The organism is Curtobacterium sp. 9128 (assembly GCF_900086645.1).
Taxonomy (GTDB): domain Bacteria; phylum Actinomycetota; class Actinomycetes; order Actinomycetales; family Microbacteriaceae; genus Curtobacterium.
In genome coordinates this window covers 2,088,624-2,107,775 of record NZ_LT576451.1, presented here as the reverse complement: position 1 = coordinate 2,107,775, position 19,152 = coordinate 2,088,624, and the positions used below count along the sequence as shown (strand labels likewise).

Annotated in this window: 15 protein-coding genes; 3 read left to right on the top strand and 12 right to left on the bottom strand. The window is 69.1% G+C overall.

Going from position 1 to position 19,152, the window contains the following annotated elements:
• Nucleotides 1–3: 3 nt before the first annotated feature.
• Entirely contained in the window at nt 4–651 is a 648-nt protein-coding gene (locus QK288_RS10165; RefSeq protein WP_281264208.1) for a TetR/AcrR family transcriptional regulator, read from the bottom strand.
• Between the two features lie 140 nt (nt 652–791).
• On the opposite strand from QK288_RS10165, the gene QK288_RS10160 reads away from it, so the two are divergent.
• Nucleotides 792–1,841, top strand: coding sequence for a phosphatase domain-containing protein (locus tag QK288_RS10160; RefSeq protein ID WP_281264207.1), 1,050 nt, complete (start codon nt 792–794; stop codon nt 1,839–1,841).
• A 73-nt stretch (nt 1,842–1,914) separates the two neighbouring features.
• Complete coding sequence (locus QK288_RS10155) at nt 1,915–3,786, top strand: glycoside hydrolase family 15 protein (protein WP_281264206.1); 1,872 nt, start codon at nt 1,915–1,917, stop codon at nt 3,784–3,786.
• Between the two features lie 216 nt (nt 3,787–4,002).
• On the opposite strand, the gene QK288_RS10150 is transcribed toward QK288_RS10155, so the two are convergent.
• The 6 genes from QK288_RS10150 to QK288_RS10125 form a co-directional block, all read right to left on the bottom strand.
• Nucleotides 4,003–5,376, bottom strand: a complete 1,374-nt coding sequence (locus QK288_RS10150) for a glucose-6-phosphate dehydrogenase (protein WP_281264205.1) — start codon at nt 5,374–5,376, stop codon at nt 4,003–4,005.
• A 168-nt stretch (nt 5,377–5,544) separates the two neighbouring features.
• Nucleotides 5,545–5,964: a cytochrome c oxidase subunit 4 gene (locus QK288_RS10145; protein WP_281264204.1), complete on the bottom strand. Its 420-nt coding sequence runs from the start codon at nt 5,962–5,964 to the stop codon at nt 5,545–5,547.
• 4 nt (nt 5,965–5,968) lie between these two features.
• On the bottom strand, nt 5,969–7,705 hold the full coding sequence (gene ctaD / locus QK288_RS10140; RefSeq protein WP_281264203.1) for a cytochrome c oxidase subunit I: 1,737 nt from the start codon (nt 7,703–7,705) through the stop codon (nt 5,969–5,971).
• An 11-nt stretch (nt 7,706–7,716) separates the two neighbouring features.
• Nucleotides 7,717–8,616: a cytochrome c oxidase subunit II gene (gene coxB / locus QK288_RS10135; protein WP_281264202.1), complete on the bottom strand. Its 900-nt coding sequence runs from the start codon at nt 8,614–8,616 to the stop codon at nt 7,717–7,719.
• A 281-nt stretch (nt 8,617–8,897) separates the two neighbouring features.
• Entirely contained in the window at nt 8,898–9,272 is a 375-nt protein-coding gene (locus QK288_RS10130; protein ID WP_281264201.1) for an iron-sulfur cluster assembly accessory protein, read from the bottom strand.
• Between the two features lie 110 nt (nt 9,273–9,382).
• The gene (locus QK288_RS10125; protein ID WP_281264200.1) at nt 9,383–10,840 is read right to left on the bottom strand and encodes a dipeptidase; all 1,458 of its coding nucleotides are present in this window, start codon (nt 10,838–10,840) and stop codon (nt 9,383–9,385) included.
• A gap of 73 nt (nt 10,841–10,913) precedes the next feature.
• On the opposite strand from QK288_RS10125, the gene QK288_RS10120 reads away from it, so the two are divergent.
• Nucleotides 10,914–11,489, top strand: coding sequence for a DUF3043 domain-containing protein (locus QK288_RS10120; protein WP_281264199.1), 576 nt, complete (start codon nt 10,914–10,916; stop codon nt 11,487–11,489).
• Between the two features lie 334 nt (nt 11,490–11,823).
• Here the strand turns inward: QK288_RS10120 and QK288_RS10115 are convergent, their stop codons facing one another.
• From QK288_RS10115 to QK288_RS10095, 5 genes are all read right to left on the bottom strand, one after another.
• The gene (locus tag QK288_RS10115; protein WP_281267569.1) at nt 11,824–12,900 is read right to left on the bottom strand and encodes a quinone-dependent dihydroorotate dehydrogenase; all 1,077 of its coding nucleotides are present in this window, start codon (nt 12,898–12,900) and stop codon (nt 11,824–11,826) included.
• Between the two features lie 5 nt (nt 12,901–12,905).
• Complete coding sequence (gene nrdR / locus QK288_RS10110) at nt 12,906–13,388, bottom strand: transcriptional regulator NrdR (RefSeq protein ID WP_281264198.1); 483 nt, start codon at nt 13,386–13,388, stop codon at nt 12,906–12,908.
• 33 nt (nt 13,389–13,421) lie between these two features.
• The gene (gene hisD / locus QK288_RS10105) at nt 13,422–14,741 is read right to left on the bottom strand and encodes a histidinol dehydrogenase (protein ID WP_281264197.1); all 1,320 of its coding nucleotides are present in this window, start codon (nt 14,739–14,741) and stop codon (nt 13,422–13,424) included.
• 152 nt (nt 14,742–14,893) lie between these two features.
• Entirely contained in the window at nt 14,894–18,427 is a 3,534-nt protein-coding gene (gene dnaE / locus QK288_RS10100) for a DNA polymerase III subunit alpha (protein ID WP_281264196.1), read from the bottom strand.
• Nucleotides 18,428–18,544: 117 nt separating this feature from the next.
• The gene (locus QK288_RS10095) at nt 18,545–19,123 is read right to left on the bottom strand and encodes a TetR/AcrR family transcriptional regulator (RefSeq protein ID WP_281264195.1); all 579 of its coding nucleotides are present in this window, start codon (nt 19,121–19,123) and stop codon (nt 18,545–18,547) included.
• Between the last annotated feature and the right edge of the window lie 29 nt (nt 19,124–19,152).

Sequence of the window (19,152 nt, the reverse complement as noted above, 5' to 3'; positions counted from 1 at the left end):
TGGTCAGGAGGCGGCGATCACCGACTCCAGATACGTCTTGTTCATGACGCGGTAGGCCTCGATGAGCCCGGTGTCCGGGTGCTGGCGGTCCTGGTGGGCCCTGGCCAGCACGGCGTGTCCGGATTCGGCGAGGACGACCCACGCTCGCGCGACGGCGTCGTTGTCCGGCAGACCGAAGCGCTCGCGCATGATCGTGCCGACCGCCCCGCCGAGGGCACCCATGCGGTCTTCCTCGTCACCGACGCCCGAGTCCGCGGCGTCGCCGAAGCGGATCGCGCGGAACCCCGGCTCGGTCCGGTACATCTCGCTCGTCATGTCGATGAGCGCGTCGCAGGCGTCCTGCCAGGTCGTCGCGCCGCTGGCGTCGAGCGCATCGACGAACCGGGACGCGAGCCGCTGCGTGCAGCGGATGGCGAGCGCCTCGACCACGGCGATGCGGTCCGGGAAGTACCGGTAGACCGTGCCGATGGACGCCCCCGCCCGTTCGGCGACCATGGCCGTGGTGAGCCGCTCGAAGCCGATCTCGTCGATCACCGCGGCTGCGGCGTCGAGGAGCCCGGCGAGGCGCGCCGAACTGCGGGCTTGGACCGGCTCGTTCCTGAGCAGTGATGATCCCCCCGGCAGTGCGTTCGAAACCTCGGTGACGAGCACGTGTTCTCCTTCTCGCGGCGACCGCGGGCTGATTGTGTGACGGGGCAACTCTCGCAGAGCCCGGCTGGAATCCCGCTGCGATTCTCCGGGTGTCGAGTGCGTCGTGCCCATCCTCCACCCCTCCGTGGGATGATGGGCCGATGCCCGACCCGACGTCCCACGAACCGTCGCTGGCCGAGCCGATCCTGCATCGTGCCGCCCGGATCGAGGACGCCGTGCAGGAGTTCCGTGAACAGCGCGCCCGCCGACGCGGCCTCGTGCCGACCGTCATCCCGTACACCGGGTACGGCGCGCCCGGGTGGATCCGGGTGCTCTGCCGGGTGCTGCTGACCCGGCGTGGGCTCGCCTCGGACGCGGCGTACACCGGTGTCCGCGGCTGGCGAACCTTCACGAGCGTGGCGGTCGACCACGCCGAGGTGACCATCACTGCCGGCGGGGTCACCCACACCGTGCAGTCCGACCGTGGCGGCGTGGTCGACACCATCGTCCCGATCGACCTCGAACCGGGCTGGCAGACCATCAGGCTGTCCGCCGGCGGGCAGCGCGACGCCGAGGCCGACGTCTTCGTCGTGCACCCGGACACGCGGTTCGGGCTGCTGTCCGACATCGACGACACCGTGATGGTGACCTCGCTCCCCCGTCCGATGCTGGCCGCGTGGAACTCCTTCGTCCTCACCGAGCACGCGCGCCGCCCGGTCCCCGGCATGTCCGTCCTCTACGAGCGTGTGCTCGCGCAGCACCCCGGGTCGCCGACGGTGTACCTCTCCACCGGTGCGTGGAACGTCGGGCCGACGCTCCAGCGCTTCCTCACCAGGAACATGTACCCGTCCGGCACCCTGCTGCTCACCGACTGGGGCCCGACGCACGACCGCTTCTTCCGGAGCGGGCAGCTGCACAAGCACGAGAACCTCCGGCGGCTCGCCCGCGACTTCCCGGACATCAAGTGGCTGCTCGTCGGTGACGACGGACAGCACGACGAGACCCTGTACGGCGACTTCGCGCGCGAGCACCCGGACAACGTCGCGGGTGTCGCGATCCGGCAGCTGTCCACGAGCGAGGCCGTCCTCGCCGGTGGGCGGTCCAGGGCCCAGGAACGCTCCAGGGAATCCGCCGCGCCGTGGGTCTACGCCCCGGACGGCGCCGGTCTCTGGACCGAGCTCGCCCGCGTCGGGATCACCGAGCTCGACTAGACCCTGCGCGCACTCTCAGTCGGTGACGCATGACGCCGGTGGAACATCGGCGGTCAGTGGTTCGATCGGTGGCATGGCGCAACGCATCGAGGACCACGCGATCATCGGGGACTGCTACACGGCCGCACTGGTGGACCGTGCCGGCACGATCGACTGGGCGTGTCTCCCCCGCTTCGACAGCCCCTCGACCTTCGCGTCCCTGCTGGGAGACGAGCACGACGGGCACTGGACGCTCCGACCCACCGACCCCGACGCCACCGCCGAGCGTCGGTACGACGAGGACACCCTCGTCCTGACGACGATCTGGACCACGTCCACCGGCGTCGTCGAGGTCACCGACTTCATGCCGATCGGCGCGCACCGGGCATCGGTCGTCCGGCGCGTCAGGGGGCTCACGGGCGAGGTCGAGGTGCGACAGGCCCTGCGCATCCGGTTCGACTACGCCCGCGCACTCCCCTGGGTCCGCCAGGTCGGCGACGACGACGACCCCGCACTCGTCGCGACGGCGGGACCCGGGTCGGTCATCGTCCGCGGCGTCCGGTTCCACGCCGACGACCACCGCCACGTTGCGACCCGCACCGTGCACGACGGGGACGTGCTCGACACCGTGCTGACCTGGTACCCGTCGCACCGCGAGCCCCCGGAGGAACTCGACGTCGACGACGCACTCCACCGCACAAGGCAGTGGTGGCGCGACTGGACCGGCACCGCCCGCGTCGGCGGCCGGTACGCCGACGCCACCCGCCGGTCGCTGCTCTTCCTCCGTGCGATGACCCACGCGGAGACCGGCGGGGTCGTCGCCGCGGCCACCACGAGCCTGCCGGAGGACCCGGGTGGCGAACGCAACTGGGACTACCGGTACGTCTGGCTCCGCGACGCCTCGCTGGCACTCGCGTCGATGATCGCCCACGGCTACCAGGACGAGGCGAAGCACTGGCGTGGCTGGCTGCTCCGGGCGATCGCCGGCGACCCGGCCGACGTGCAGATCATGTACGGCATCGCCGGCGAGCGGGAGCTGCCCGAGTGGGAGCTCGACCACCTTGCCGGGTACGCGGGATCGAAGCCCGTGCGGGTCGGGAACGGTGCGTACACGCAGTACCAGGGCGACGTGTTCGGCGAGGTGCTCGCGGCGCTCCACGACGCCCGCGAGCTCGGCGTCGAGGAGAACGCCGACTCGTGGGCGCTCCAGCGTGCCCTGCTCGGCTACGTCGAGGAGCACTGGCAGGAGCCGGACAACGGCATCTGGGAGATGCGCGGCCCCCGACGGAGCTTCACGCACTCGCGGGCGATGATCTGGGCCGCGTTCGACCGAGGGGTCGCCGCGGTCGAGGAGTTCGGACTCGAAGGCCCCGTGGACCGCTGGCGCCGGCTCCGCGACGCCGTCCGTGCGGAGATCGACGAGCACGGGTGGAACGCCGAACGCGGGTCCTTCCGCCAGCACTACGACACCGACGAGGTGGACGCGAGCCTGCTCGTCCTGCCGCAGATCGGCTACTGCAAGGCGACCGACCCGCGGATGCTCGGGACCGTCGCCGCGATCGAGGAGGACCTCCGCGTCGGCTCGGACGGGCTCGTCCTGCGGTACCGCACCACGGCCGGGTTCGACGGGCTGAGCGGCAGCGAGCACCCGTTCCTGGCCTGCTCGTTCTGGCTGGTCGAGCAGTACGCGGCATCGGGGCGCATCGAGGACGCCGAGCGGCTCATGGACGTGCTCGTCGGGTACGCCAACGACGTCGGCATGCTCTCGGAGGAGATCGACGTCGCGACGGGGCACCACATCGGCAACACCCCGCAGGCGCTCTCGCACCTGACGCTGGTGGCCGCGGCGGACGCGATCGAACGTGCCCGCGGCAAGGCGACGGGGCACCGCACCCGGATCCCCCAGCACGACGGCGGCACGAGGTCGTGGACGGGCGAGGGCGAGCGGGCGGGCACCCCGGCCTGACGCTGCCCCGGCACACCGTGCCCCGCCGTGCCGTGGGTCGTTTCGCGCGTCGGAAGCGGATTCGCGCGTAGGAGGTCGGAATTTCCGACCTCCTACGCGCGAAACGACCTCCTACGCGCGATTCGGCCACCTCCGTCCCGCACGCAGACGACGGACGGGAGGCGCGGTGCCAGCTGGCACCGCGCCTCCCGTCCGTCTGTGGTCCGGATCAATGTGTCAGGACGACGACTCCCAGTCCGCGGGACCGCGCGAACCCGCGCGGTACTCCTCGAGCGGGACCTCGTTCGCCTTCCAGGCGGCGACGACGGGCTCCACGATCTCCCAGCACCGCTCCGCGACGTCGCCGCGGATCGAGAGCAGCGGGTCGTCGTGGAAGATCCCGTTGAGCACCTCGCCGTACGGGGTCAGCTCGCCGTCGCTGAACGACGACGACAGCGTCACCTGGCCCATCTCGAAGGGGTTGCCCCCACCGTTCGCCGACACGGTCAGCTCGATCTCGTCCGGGTTCAGGACGATGCGCAGCGTGTCGGTCTTCGGGCGACCGGTCAGGCCGGAGGGCAGGCGCGGAACCGGCTTGAAGGTGATCAGCACCTCCTTGCGGCTCGCGCCGAGCGCCTTGCCGGAACGCAGTGTGAAGGGGACGCCCTTCCAGCGTGCGGTGTCGACCTCCACCGAGATCTCGGCGAGCGTCTCGGTCTTACGGCCAGGCTCGACGCCCTGCTCGTCCTGGTAGGACGGGAGCTCCTTGCCGTCGATCGTGCCGGCCGTGTAGACCGCGCGGCGGGAGGCGATCTTCGCGTCGTCGCCCTTCAGTCGGGTCGAGCGGAGCGCACGGGCGAGCGACGAGCGGAACTCGACGGCGTCGATGGCGGCCGGGGCGTCCATCGTCACGAGTCCGAGGATCTGCAGCAGGTGCGACTGGATCATGTCCACCATCGCGCCGGCCTCGTCGTAGTACTGGGCGCGGTTCTCCAGGCCGAGGGTCTCGTCGTAGAAGATGTCGACCTTCTCGATGTTCTCCGCGTTCCAGATCGGCTCGAACAGGCGGTTCGCGAAACGCAGACCGATGATGTTCAGGACCGTGGTGCGACCGAGGAAGTGGTCGGTGCGGTGCACGCGCTCCTCGGGGACGATCTTGAGGACCGTCTCGTTGAGGGCCTTGGCGCTGGCGACGTCGGTGCCGAAGGGCTTCTCGAACGCCAGGGTCGTGCCCTCGGGGAGGTCGACCGACTGCAGAGCCTCGCAGATGTCCGACGCGATCTGCGGCGGGAGCGCGAAGTACAGGATCGGCTCGTTCTCGGCGGCGTCGAGCAGCGCCTTGAGGTGCTTCGGGTCGGTCGGGTCGCCCTGGATGAAGATCGTCGACTCGATGGTCGCGTCGACCTCGGGTCCCTTGACGTCCTGCGAGGCGAAGGACTTCGTGACGATGTCCTTCCACTTCTCCGGGGTGCGCTCACTGCGGCCGGTGCCGATCAGCTGGACGGGGACGGCACGGCCGCTCTGCAGGAACGTGCCGAGGCCCGGCAGGAGCAGGCGGGAGGCGAGGTCGCCCGTCGCACCGAAGATGATGAGTGTGCGCTTGTCGGTCACCGGTGGTGACTCCTTTCGCGTGGTGGATGGGTCCGCATGGCTGCAAGCCGTACGCGGGCCGGTTGATTCCCTGATGAGCGGCGGGCTGCGCGCGCTCTCATGGAGGTCGTCAGGACGCAGTTCGGGCGGCACCGAAGTTGGTGCCGCCCGAAGCGCGTCTGTCGTGGGTCAGTGCCCGAAGTTGCCGCGGTAGTACTCGAAGACCCAGCCGACCAGCGTCACGGCGACGAGCGCCAGGCCGATCGGGACGATCCACAGGCCGGCTGCGACACCGAGGAAGCAGATCGACGTCGAAGCGGCGAGGAGGATGGGCCACCACGACCACGGGCTGAAGTGCCCGAGCTCGGCGTCGCCGTCCTCGATGTTGGCGTCCTGGCGGTCTTCCGGCAGGTCCCCGCCCTGGGCGGAGAGCACACGGCCGAGGTAGAACGCGATGAACGCGGACATGAGCCCGACCAGGCCGATGCCGACCGTGCCGACCGGCTCCCAGCCGCCGTTGTGGGCGAGGGCGAACCAGATCGTGTACGCGGCGTCCGCGAGGATGAAGAACCCGAAGAGGATCCAGAACAGGTTGACGTTGGCGCGCATCGCCTTACTTCACCTCGCCCTTCGCGGCGTCGTAGGTCGGGGCATCGGGAGCGTCCTTCGCGGGACCCACACCGATCGGCACACCCGCTTCGGGGTGGTTCAGGTCGAACGCCGGGGACTCCGAACGGATCCGAGGGATCGACGTGAAGTTGTGCCGCGGCGGCGGGCAGCTGGTCGCCCACTCGAGCGAGCGGCCGTAGCCCCACGGGTCGTTCACGGCCACCTTCGGGGCGTTCCGCGCGGTGACGTAGACGTTGAAGATGAACGGCAGGAACGAGATGCCGAGGATCATCGCGCCGATGGTCGACAGCTGGTTCATCCAGGTGAAGCCGTCGTTCGGCAGGTACGTCGCGTAGCGACGCGGCATGCCGATGACGCCCAGCCAGTGCTGGATGAGGAACGTCGTGTGGAAGCCGATGAACAGCAGCCAGAAGTGGATCTTGCCGAGGCGCTCGTTGAGCATGCGACCCGTCCACTTCGGCCACCAGAAGTAGAAGCCGGAGAACATCGCGAACACGACGGTGCCGAAGACCACGTAGTGGAAGTGCGCGACGACGAAGTACGAGTCCGACACGTGGAAGTCGAGCGGCGGGGAGGCCAGGATGACACCGGTCAGACCACCGAACGTGAAGGTGATCAGGAAGCCGATCGCCCAGAGGATCGGGGTCTCGAAGGTCACCGAGCCGCGCCACATCGTGCCGACCCAGTTGAAGATCTTCACGCCGGTCGGGACCGCGATGAGCATCGTCATGAGCGAGAACCACGGCAGCAGCACCGAGCCGGTGACGTACATGTGGTGCGCCCACACCGTGACCGAGAGGGCCGCGATGGCGATGGTCGCGTAGACGAGGGTCTTGTACCCGAAGATCGGCTTGCGGCTGAAGACCGGGAAGACCTCGGAGACGATGCCGAAGAACGGCAGCGCGATGATGTACACCTCTGGGTGGCCGAAGAACCAGAAGAGGTGCTGCCAGAGCAGGGCACCACCGTTCGCGGGGTTGAACACCTGGGCGTCGAACACCCGGTCGAGACCGAGTCCGAACAGTGCGGCGGCGAGGACCGGGAAGGCCATGAGCACGAGGAGCGACGTCACGAGGGTGTTCCACGTGAAGATCGACATGCGGAACATGGTCATGCCGGGGGCGCGCATCGTGATGATCGTCGTGATGAAGTTCACCGCACCGAGGATCGTCGAGAAGCCCGTCAGGCCGAGCCCGAAGACCCACAACGTGCCACCGAGCCCTGGTGTGAACGTGGTGTCACTCAGTGGCGCGTAGGCGAACCAGCCGAACGACGCCGCACCCTGCGGGGTGAGGAAGCCGCCCACGGCGATGAGCCCACCGAAGAAGTAGAGCCAGAACGCGAAGCCGTTCAGACGCGGGAACGCGACGTCCGGCGCACCGATCTGCAGCGGCATGATGGCGTTCGCGAAGCCCGAGAACAGCGGCGTCGCGAACAGCAGCAGCATGATCGTGCCGTGCATCGTGAAGAGCTGGTTGTACTGCTCCTTCGTCGCCACGAGCTGCAGCCCCGGCTCGAAGAGCTGCGCGCGGATGACGAGCGCCATCACGCCGGCGAGCAGGAAGTACAGGAACGACGTGATCAGGTACATGTACCCGATCGTCTTGTGGTCCGTGGAGGTGATCCACCGGACGATGATGTTGCCCTTCCGACCGACCCTCGACGCCTGGAAGTCCGGCGTCGAGGTGCTGGTCGGTTGGCCGACGAATGACGTGGTCATCTGGCGAGCCCCTACTTGTCGTCCGACGCCGTGACGGGCGCCTTGTTGTCAGGCTGGTTCGTGTTGGTGTTGTACTCGTCGCCGAGCAGGCCCACCTTGCCCTGGTCCTTGAGGGTGTCGAGGTACGCCTCGTACTTGGCGGGCGACACGACCTTCACCTGGAAGAGCATGAGGGAGTGGTACTCGCCGCAGAGTTCGGCGCACTTGCCCTGGTACGTGCCTTCCTTCTGCGGGATGAAGTACTCGTAGTTCGTCTTCCCGGGGAGCATGTCCTTCTTGTACAGGAAGTCGATGATCCAGAAGGAGTGGTCGACGTCGCGGGAGTCGAGCTCGATCTTGACCTTCTTGCCGACCGGCAGGTAGAGGGTCGGGAGCTGCGACTCGTCGATCGCGCCGCTCTTGTTCTCTTCTTCCTGGGCCTGGATGCCCTGGTAGTAGACGCTCTTCGACGGGTCGTTTTGGTCGATGTAGTTGAAGTCCCACGCCCAGCGCTTGCCGTAGACGTGCACCGTGGTGTCCGGCTGCGCGAACGGCTTCTCGATCGCGGCCTGGTCCTTGGCGGTGAAGGCGAAGAAGCCCAGCACGAGGATGAGCGGCACGATCGTGTAGAAGATCTCGAGCGGCATGTTGTAGCGCATCTGCACCGGGAGGCCGGTCTGGCCCTTCCGACGGCGGTAGACGATCGCTGCCCAGATGATCAGGCCCCACACGATGAGCCCGACGGCGAGGAGCACGATCCAGCTGGTGGTCCACAGGCCGACGATGCGGCTGGTGTGGTTCGTGACGTCCTTCGTCTCATCGGTGCCCGGCAGCCACCCGTTGAGCTGCTGCTGCGAGCAACCCGCCAGTGCGATGACCAGACCGACGGCCACCGGGACGGCCGCCCAACGTATACGGCGATTCGAACGCACTGTTACCTCTCGGAATGACGTGAACCCGGAGCGCAGTTGCGTCGAAGACCGACGCGAGGCGCACGAAGGCGTCTCATGGCTGGCTCCCAGCTTGGTTGGAACACTCCTAGCTTACTCGCAGCTGGTGACGCCTCGTGCACGCCCGACACACCCTCGGGCCCGATCCGACCGTGTCCGACTCGGTTTTTCCCTGGTCATCGCGGGCCTGCGAGCACGGAAAACGCGAGCGGGGAGCAACCGTGTCGGTCGCTCCCCGCTCGCGTCGTCGGGACTGCCCCAGGTCAGTGGAAGCTGTCTCCGCACGCGCAGCTGCCCTGTGCGTTGGGGTTGTCGATGGTGAAGCCCTGCTTCTGGATGGTGTCCTCGAAGTCGATCGTCGCGCCGTCGAGGTACGGGACGCTCATCTTGTCGACGACGACCTCGACCCCGTCGAACTCGGCGGTGGCGTCACCGTCGAGCAGACGCTCGTCGAAGTAGAGCTGGTAGATCAGGCCGGAGCAGCCACCCGGCTGGACGGCGAGGCGCAGACGGAGGTCGTCACGGCCTTCCTGCTCGAGGAGGCTCGCCACCTTCCCCGCCGCGGCGTCGCTGAGCAGGACCCCGTGCGACGACGGTGCCGTCGCGGCCGTGGTCTCGGTGGTGATGGTGTCGCTCATGCGCGCCTCCCTCTGCTGCGGTGCCGGTCACCGCTGCCTGGTCGATTGTAAGCACGCCCACCGACGGACCGCAGCCGATGTGGAGAACGTGCACCGAGCCTCCAGGCAGGTCAGCGCGTCGCGAGGCGGGCCAGCAGGATCGTCTCAGCCGCGATCGCACGGTGCAGCACGCCGAGGTGCTGGGACTCGTTCGGGCTGTGCGCCCGAGTGTCGGGGTCCTCGACCCCGGTCACCAGGATCTGCGCCTCGGGGAACTCGGCGGCCAGGTCGGACACGAACGGGATCGATCCCCCGATGCCCTGCTCGACGGGCTCTGCGCCCCATCCCTCGGCCATCGCGGTGCGTGCCTCATGGACGGCCCATCCGCTGGTGTCCACGAGGAAGCCGTCCCCGGCGTCGGGCTCGCTGATCTCCACGCGGGCGCCGAACGGCGTGTGCGCGGAGATGTGGCGCTCGACGGCGGCGTACGCGTCGCGTGCGGACTGTCCGGGGGCGACACGGACCGAGACGCGCGCCGAGACCGTCGGCAGCAGCGTGTTCGACGCGTTCGCGACGCTCGGGACGTCCATGCCCGTGACGGTGATCGAGGGCTGGAACCACATGCGCGACAGGACGTCGCCGGTGCCGACCGGCTTCGCACCCGGGACCAGCGCCGCATCGGCGGCGAGTTCGTCCTCGCTGCGGGCCGGCACCGGCGCGTCGTACGAGGTCAGCCCCTCGACGGCGACCGAACCGGCGTCGTCGTGCAGCGAGGCGAGCAGCCGGACCATCGGCATCATCGCGTCGGGTGCCGCTCCCCCGAACATGCCGCTGTGGCTCGCGTGCTCGAGCGTCGTCAGGGTCAGCTTGAACGTCACGTTGCCGCGGAGGGAGACTGTGATCGCGGGGACCTCGGTCGACCAGTTGTCGCTGTCGGCCACCACGATGACGTCGGCGGCCAGGTGCTCCTTCTGCTCGCGGAGGAACGTGCGGAACGAGCGGGAGCCGAACTCCTCCTCGCCCTCCACGAAGAGGACGATGCCGAGGTCGAGGTCGTCGCCGAACCGCGCGTGCAGGGCACGGAGCGAGGCGACGTGGGTCATCACGCCGGCCTTGTCGTCCGAGGCACCGCGGCCGTACAGGCGGTCCCCGCGGAGCGTCGGCTCGAACGGCGGGGTCTCCCACAGCGCGTCGTCGCCCTGCGGCTGGACGTCGTGGTGGGCGTAGAGCATCACGGTCGGCTTGCCGTTGCGGGCCGGGCGGACGGCGAGGACCGCGGGCTGCCCGAGCTCGACGCCGTCGAGGTCCGTCCCGGTCGCATCCGAGGCACCGGCGGGCGTGTCGCCCTCGACGGCGCTCCTGATGATCCTGACCTCGTCGAACACACCGGTGCTGCGCGCCAGGTCGGCCACGGCCTCCGCGTTCCGCCGCACGTGTGCGGGGTCGAACGCCGACCAGGACACCGACGGGATCCGCACCAGGCCCGAGAGGTCGGCGATCGTCGTCGGCAGGTCGCCCTGCACCTGTTCGCGGAGGGCGTCGAGCAGGGCGGGGTCGGTCGCGGGTGCGGACTGTGCGTGGTCGGTCATGCCCGGTAATCTAGAGGACAACCGGTGCCGGGGTGTTCCCCGGCGCACCGCTCACCGACCAGCAGGAATCACCGTGGCGAAGGCAGCACCCAAGACCAACACGACAGTCAACCCCTCGGAAGAGGAACTGCTCGAGCAGGGCAAGGGCCGTCCGACGCCGTCCCGCCGCGAGCGCGAGGCAGCGAACCGCCGCCCGCTCGTCGGCAACACGCCCGTCGACAAGAAGGCAGCGCGCGCCCGCCTCAACAACGAGCGCGAGAAGGCCCGCGTCGGGATGGCCAACGGCGAGGAACGGTACCTCCCCGCGAAGGACAAGGGCGAGCAGCGCAAGTTCGTGCGCGACTACATCGACGCGCGCTGGAACGTCGGCGAGGTGATGATGCCGGTCCTCGTGGTCTTCCTGATCGTCGGGTTCGTCGCGTCCCAGACCGCTGCCGCTTCGTACGCGCTGCTGCTCGTGTGGGCGTTCGTGGCGCTGTTCATCCTCGACTGCGTCGTGCTCTGGGTCGTGCTGCGCAAGAAGCTCACCGCGAAGTTCGGTGTGTTCCAGAAGGGAACGTTCTTCTACATCCTGACGCGGGCGTGGCAGCTGCGCTTCCTGCGTCTGCCGAAGCCCCAGGTGAAGCGCGGCCAGTACCCCTCCGCCTGACCCCTTCGTCCCGAAGCGCCGCCGGCCCCTGGCCGGCGGCGCTTCGTCGTCCCGGCGCGCGCCGGGCCGGGGTGCGCGCCGTGGCGCAGCCGGGTGCCGTGTCCGGTGAAGCGCCGGACGGGAGGCTCGGTGCCGGTCCGCCACGAGCCTCCCGTCCGTCGACTGGTCACGACACGTCGCGCGCCTTCCGCCGACCGGTCGAAGCGTGTCGTTGCGACCTTCCGGCACCGACGGATTGCGACCGCTCGGCGAACGTGAGCGGGGTGTCGCGACCGGTCGCGGCCAAGCCGTGACCGTGCCCTCCGCGCGCACGCGACAGCGCACCCGGCGGCGCTCAGCGCGCGGCGCGCGCCTCGCGCTTCAGCCGACGCCGCCGCAGCCGGTTGATCCGCGTCGCCCAGGTCGGCCCCTCGTAGAGGAACGCCGTGTAGCCCTGCACGAGCGTCGCGCCGGCGTCGACACGAGCCTGCACGTCCGCCTCGGAGATGACGCCCCCGACCGCGATCACGCAGAAGTCGGTCGGCACGGCGGCGCGCACGCGGCGCAGGACGTCGAGCGACCGGGCGGACAGCGGCGCCCCGGAGAGCCCACCAGCCCCCATCGCCTCGACGTCGGCGACCGGGGTCGCGAGCCCGGAGCGCGAGATCGTCGTGTTGTTCGCGATGACCCCGGCGAGCCCGAGGTCGACCGCGAGCCCGGCGATCGCGTCGATCTGCTCGTCGGTGAGGTCCGGCGCGATCTTCACCAGCACGGGGATCCGCCCGGCGGCGTCGTTCACGGCGGAGAGCAGGGGACGGAGCTGGTCGAGCTCCTGCAGCCCACGGAGGCCCGGCGTGTTCGGCGAGCTCACGTTGACCGCGAGGTAGTCCGCGAACGGCGCGAGGAGCCGCGTGGACTCGAGGTAGTCGTCGACCGCGTCCGCGACGTCGACCACGCGGCTCTTGCCGATGTTCACGCCGATGACGGGCCGACCGGGGTTCCGGCGAGCACGCTCGAGCCGGCGTGCCGCGGCCGCTGCACCCTGGTTGTTGAACCCCATGCGGTTGATCAGGGCGCGGTCGGCGATGAGCCGGAACAACCGCGGCTTCTCGTTGCCCGGTTGGGGCTTGGCCGTGATCGTGCCGACCTCGACGTGCCCGAAGCCGAGCAGACCGAGGCCGCCGATCCCCCTGGCGTCCTTGTCGAACCCGGCGGCGAGGCCGAACCGGGACGGGAAGTGGATGCCCATCGTCGTGACGCCGTCGTCGGCCGACGGGCGGGAGTACCGCTCGACGAGCCCCCGCACGATCGGGACCCTCGGGAGCACCTTGATGACGCCGAACGCCAGGTGGTGGGCACGCTCGGGGTCCATGTTCGCGAAGACGCCACGGAAGACGGCCCCGTACCCGGCGCGGACGATGCGTTCCGCGATGCCGCTCACGCGTCGGCCCCGTTCGTCGACTGCGGCTCACCGTGGTGGTCGATGCGGAGCTGCCCGATCGCGGACTCGAAGTCCTCGAGCGAGTCGAACGCCTGGTACACGCTGGCGTACCGGAGGTAGGCGACCTCGTCGAGTTCGCGCAGCGGGTCGAGGATCGCGAGGCCGATGTCGTTCGCCTCGATCTGGCTGGCGCCCGAGGACCGCACGATCTCCTCCACCCGCTGCGCGAGCACCGCGAGGTCGGAGTCCGTCACGGGGCGGCCCTGGCAGGCCTTCCGCACGCCGGAGATGATCTTCTCCCTGCTGAACGGTTCGAGCACCCCGTTCCGCTTCACGACGTTGAGCGATGCAGTCTCCGTCGTGGAGAAGCGACGCCCGCAGTTCGGGCACTGGCGGCGGCGGCGGATCGAGGTGCCGTCGTCGCTCGTGCGGGAGTCGACGACGCGGGAGTCCGGGTGGCGGCAGAAGGGGCAGAACATGTCGTGCCCCAGGCTATCGGTTCGGCACGCCCGCTACGGGCCGACGGGCGAACCCGTGCGGGCGGTCACCGCTGCCCCGTGGGCGGGGAGCTGCTCCTCGGTCGAGAGCGCGACGATGTGCGGCGCGACCTCGGCCAGGGCATCGGCCGTGTAGCGGATCACCTGCTGGGGCCGCAGGAACGTCGACGCCGACAGTCCGGAGCCGAACCGGGCCTGGCCGCCGGTCGGCAGCACGTGGTTCGAGCCGGCCAGGTAGTCCCCGAGACTCACGGGCGTGCTCGGGCCGACGAACACCGCACCAGCCGCGTCGATGTCTGCCAGGACCGCGTCGTCGTCGACGGTCTGGATCTCGAGGTGCTCCGGCCCGTACGCGTTGCTCACGGTCGCCGCGTCCGCGAGCGAGTCCACCAGGACGACGGCGGACTGCGGGCCGTCGAGCGCGGCCTGGAGGCGCGTGGCCGTCCCGAGCACCGCCGTCTGTCCCGGGATGGCGGCTTCCACCGCATCGGCGAACGTCGCCGACGTCGTCACCAGCACGCTGCCGGCCTGTTCGTCGTGCTCCGCTTGGCTGATGAGGTCGGCCGCGACGTACGCGGGGTCAGCCGACTCGTCGGCGATGACGAGGATCTCGGTGGCGCCGGCCTCGGCGTCGATCCCGACGACGCCACGGACCAGGCGCTTGGCTGCGGCGACGTAGTTGTTGCCGGGCCCGGTGACGAGGTCGACCGGCTCGAGGCCGATCGACGGCACGCCGTACGCCAGCGCGCCGATCGCTCCGGCTCCACCCATCGCGTAGACCTCGTCGATGCCGAGGAGCCCGGCCGCGGCGAGGATCGTCGGGTGCACGGTGCCGCCGTGGTCGCGCTGCGGCGGGGACACGAGCGCGATCGAACCGACGCCGGCGACCTGCGCCGGGACGACGTTCATGACGACGCTCGACGGGTACACGGCCTTGCCGCCGGGGACGTAGAGCCCGACGCGCCGCATCGGCTGCCAGCGCTGGTGGACCTCGGCGCCGTCGGCCAGCGTCGTGACGGATGCGGCGGGGACCTGGGCGGCGCTCGCTGCCCGGACGCGGCGGATCGCCTCGTCGAGCGCCGTGCGGAGTTCCGGCGTGAGCCCGGCGACCGCGGCGGCGATGTCGGCGGCCGGCACCCGGACGGCCGCCGGTGCTCCCCCGTCGAACCGCTCGGCCTGCTCCTGCAGCGCCTCGGCTCCACGATCGCGGACGTCGTCCACGAGCGCCCGAGCCGCGTCCACCGCATGCCCGACGTCACCGACGGCGCGCGGCATGAGACGGAGGAGTTCGGCGCGGACGGGCAGTCCGCCACGGAGGTCGATTCGCTGCATCATGAGGCGTCCAGCGTAATGGTCGTGACGTCGCACCCCGTCACGAACATCGCGCCCCGTCACCACCGGGCGCGATGTTCGCACGAGGGTGCGATCCACGAGCACCGGCGCGCCACGTCAGGCCTCGGCCACCGGCCAGTCGCACGTCGACTCGCCTACACCAGGCAGCGCGGACCGAGCAGGCTCTTCAGCTCGCCGAACAGGTCCGGGGTGAGGTTCACCGGGAAGGGCAGCTCGAACGTGCGGGCGACGTCGTCCTTGAGCAGCTTCAGCCGGACCTCGGTCTCCCCGCTGTGCCGACCGAGCACGGCGGCGAGCTCGGTGACGATCTCCGTCGTCGCCTGCCGCTCCGGCACGCTCAGCGTCAGCGGACCGGAGCCCATGACGTCACCGAGGTTGGGCTGGAACATGCTCACCGCATGCAGCGCCTTGCCGTCGTCGCGCACGTTGACACGACCACGCAGCACCACGATCGAGTCGGCCACGAGCGACGGCCCGAACTCCTGGTAGGTCTTGCCGAGGAACATCACGCCGATCTCGCCGCCGAAGTCCTCGATCTGGACGATGCCGTACGGGTTGCCGCTCGTCTTCGCGACGCGGTGCTGCACGCTCGTCAGCAGGCCGGCGACGGTGACCGTCTCGCCTTCGACCGAGTCGTCCATGCCGATCAGGTCCGCGATGGTGACCGACTGGTGCTTCGCGAGCTCGATCTCGAGCCCCGCGAGCGGGTGGTCGGACACGTAGAGGCCGAGCATGTCGCGCTCGAACGCCAGCTTGTCGCGCTTGGACCACTCCGGGCGATCGGGCACCTGCGACACCACGGTCATCGAGGGCTGTTCCTCGGCGACCTCCGCGAAGAGCGAGTCGAAGTCGAACCCGACGTTGCCGTGCACCTCGTCGCGCTTGACCTTCACCGCGGCCTCGACCGCGCCTTCGTGGATCTCTACGAGGGCCCGGCGGGTGTCGCCGAACTCGTCGAACGCGCCCGCCTTGATGAGCGACTCGACGGTTCGCTTGTTCGCCGACGAGATCGGGATCTTGCGGAGGAAGTCGTGGAACGAGTCGAACGCGCCCTTCTCGGTGCGGGCCTTCACGATGTCGTCGACGACGTTGAACCCGACGTTCCGGATCGCGCCCATGCCGAATCGGATGTCGTCGCCGACGGCCGCGAAGAAGCCGATCGACTCGTTGACGTCCGGCGGCATGACCTTGATGCCCATCCGACGGCACTCGTTGAGGTACAGCGCGAGCTTGTCGCGGGCGTCGCCGACACTCGTCAGCAGTGCTGCCATGTACTCGGCCGGGTAGTGGGCCTTGAGGTACGCGGTCCAGAACGACACCACGCCGTACGCCGCGGAGTGCGCCTTGTTGAACGCGTAGTCGGAGAACGGCAGCAGGATGTCCCACAGCGTCTTGATCGCAGCGGCCGAGTAGCCGTTGTCCTGCATCCCCTTCTCGAAGCCCGCGTACTGCTTGTCCAGCTCGGACTTCTTCTTCTTGCCCATCGCGCGACGGAGGATGTCCGCCTGGCCGAGGGAGAACCCTGCCACCTTCTGCGCGATGGCCATGACCTGCTCCTGGTAGATGATCAGGCCGTAGGTCGTGCCGATGATGTCCTTGAGCGGCTCCTCGAGCTCCGGGTGGATCGGCGTGATCGCCTGCTCGCCGTTCTTGCGGAGCGCGTAGTTCGTGTGCGAGTTCGCACCCATCGGGCCCGGTCGGTACAGGGCGATGAGCGCGGAGATGTCCTCGAAGTTGTCGGGCTTCATCAGCCGCAGCAGGCCACGCATCGGGCCGCCGTCGAGCTGGAAGACGCCGAGCGTGTCACCGCGCTGCAGGAGCGCGTACGCCTCGGGGTCCTCGAGCCCCATGGTCTCGAGGTCGAGTTCGATGCCGCGGTTCGTCTTGATGTTGTCGAGGGCGTCACTGATGATCGTGAGGTTCCGGAGCCCCAGGAAGTCCATCTTGATCAGGCCGAGCGACTCCGATGCCGGGTAGTCGAACTGCGTGACGATCTGACCGTCCTGCTCCCGCTTCATGATCGGGATGATGTCGATCAGCGGGTCGCTCGACATGATGACGCCGGCCGCGTGCACGCCCCACTGGCGCTTCAGCCCCTCGAGCCCGAGCGCGGTGTCGAACACCGTCTTGGCTTCCGGGTCGGTCTCGACGACGGTGCGGACGTCGACGGCTTCCTTGTAGCGCGGGTGGTTCTTGTCGAAGATCCCGGTCAGCGGGATGTCCTTGCCCATCACGGGCGGCGGCATCGCCTTGGTGAGCTTCTCGCCCATCCCGAACGGGAACCCGAGGACGCGCGAGGAGTCCTTGAGCGCCTGCTTCGCCTTGATCGTGCCGTACGTGACGATCTGCGCGACGCGTTCGGAACCGTACTTCTCGGTGACGTACTTGATCGCCTCACCGCGGCGCCGGTCGTCGAAGTCGACGTCGAAGTCGGGCATCGAGACGCGGTCGGGGTTGAGGAAGCGCTCGAAGATCAGCCCGTGCCGGATCGGGTCGAGGTCGGTGATGCGCATCGCATACGCCACCATCGAGCCGGCACCGGAACCACGCCCCGGTCCCACGCGGATGCCGTGGTCCTTCGACCAGTTGATGAAGTCGGCGACCACGAGGAAGTACCCGGGGAAGTTCATCTGGTTGATGATCCCGACCTCGTAATCGGCGCGGGCCTGGACCTCGTCGGAGATGCCGTCCGGGTACCGGTACTGCAGGCCCTTCGCGACCTCTTTCTCGAACCAGGAGTGCTCGGTCTCACCCTCCGGCACCGGGAACTTCGGCATGTAGTTCGCCGAGGTGTCGAACTCGACGTCGCACCGTTCGGCGATCAGCAGGGTGTTGTCGCATGCGTCGAGGTTGTCGCGGAACACGTGCCGCATCTGCTGCGGGGTCTTCAGGTAGAACTCGTCGGCGTCGAACTTGAAGCGGTTCGGGTCGTTCAGGGTCGAGCCGGACTGCACGCAGAGCAGCGCCGCGTGCGACTTGGCGTCGTGGGAGTGCGTGTAGTGCAGGTCGTTCGTGCCGACCAGTGGGATGCCGAGGTCCTTCGCGATCTTGATGACGTCGCTCATCACCCGGCGCTCGATCTCGAGCCCGTGGTCCATCACCTCGGCGAAGTAGTTCTCCTTGCCGAAGATGTCGCGGTAGTCCGCGGCCGCCTTGATCGCCTCGTCGTACTGCCCGAGGCGCAGGCGCGTCTGGATCTCGCCGGACGGGCAGCCCGTCGTGGCGATGATGCCCTCGTGGTACTCCTGCAGGAGCTCGATGTCCATGCGCGGCTTGAAGTAGTAGCCCTCGATCGAGGCCTTCGACGACAGCCGGAACAGGTTGTGCATGCCCGTCGTGTTCTCGGCGAACATCGTCATGTGGGTGTAGGAACCCGCACCGGAGACGTCGTCCCCGCCGCCGTCGCCCCAGCGCACACGGGTCTTGTCGGTCCGGTGGGTGCGCGGCGTGATGTACGCCTCTGTCCCGATGATGGGTTTGACGCCGCCGGCCTTCGCGGCCTTCCAGAACTCGAACGCCCCGAACATGTTGCCGTGGTCGGTCACCGCCACGGCCGGCATGCCCTGCGCCGCGGTCTCGGCGACGAGGTCGTTCAGTCGCGCGGCACCGTCGAGCATCGAGTACTCACTGTGCACGTGCAGGTGGACGAAGGAGTCGGAATCCGACACGGAACCTCCGGTTGGTGACGCTGCTGCGGGGTGGGAACAGCCTAACCGCGACGGGCGACAACCGCGGCCCCGACGGCACCGATCCCGGCCCGGACGGCGCCGCTTGCCGCCCGGACATCAGCGGATGAGCGGCAACCAGATGTCGTCGACGATCTCGAGGATCCGCGCGTCGGGCACCCGCTTCAGCGTCATCACGAGGTCGTGCCGCATCAGGTCCGACGGCAGCGACACCAGTCCCTCCGGCCAGTCCCTGGCCGGGATCTCGCCACGGTCCGCCGCGCGCTCGAGGAACACCCTGCCGATGGTCGACCGGCCCCCGAGCAACCGGGACCGGAGATCGGCCGGCGACAGTCCGGTGTCGGCGTTGATGTTCGACATGTACAGGCTGATCACGGTGATGAAGTCGGACCGCGCGGCGTTGAAGTCCCGCAGCGTCGCGAGGATGTCCCCACGGAGCGACCCGGTGTCCACGACGGGACGGCGTTGGAACAGCCCGGCGTGCTGCAGCGCCGCGAGCACGAGGTCCACCTTCGTCGGCCACCTGCGGTAGAGCACGGGCTTCGAGGTCTCGGCGCGCGCGGCGACCCCCTCGTAGGTCAGCCCGGCGTAGCCCACCTGTTCGAGCTCCTGCCAGGCGGCGTCGAGCAGCGCCGACTCGAGCTCGGCACCGCGGCGTCGTGTCCTTGCAAGATCCACTTGCGTATCTTAACGCGTCCCAGTAGCTT

Coding starts and splice junctions, on each gene's coding strand:
- nrdR (WP_281264198.1), bottom strand. CDS start 13,388: ATGTTCTGCCCCTTCTGCCGCCACCCGGACTCCCGCGTCGTCGACTCC.
- QK288_RS10160 (WP_281264207.1), top strand. CDS start 792: ATGCCCGACCCGACGTCCCACGAACCGTCGCTGGCCGAGCCGATCCTG.
- QK288_RS10155 (WP_281264206.1), top strand. CDS start 1,915: ATGGCGCAACGCATCGAGGACCACGCGATCATCGGGGACTGCTACACG.
- QK288_RS10145 (WP_281264204.1), bottom strand. CDS start 5,964: ATGCGCGCCAACGTCAACCTGTTCTGGATCCTCTTCGGGTTCTTCATC.
- QK288_RS10130 (WP_281264201.1), bottom strand. CDS start 9,272: ATGAGCGACACCATCACCACCGAGACCACGGCCGCGACGGCACCGTCG.
- ctaD (WP_281264203.1), bottom strand. CDS start 7,705: ATGACCACGTCATTCGTCGGCCAACCGACCAGCACCTCGACGCCGGAC.
- QK288_RS10125 (WP_281264200.1), bottom strand. CDS start 10,840: ATGACCGACCACGCACAGTCCGCACCCGCGACCGACCCCGCCCTGCTC.
- hisD (WP_281264197.1), bottom strand. CDS start 14,741: ATGATGCAGCGAATCGACCTCCGTGGCGGACTGCCCGTCCGCGCCGAA.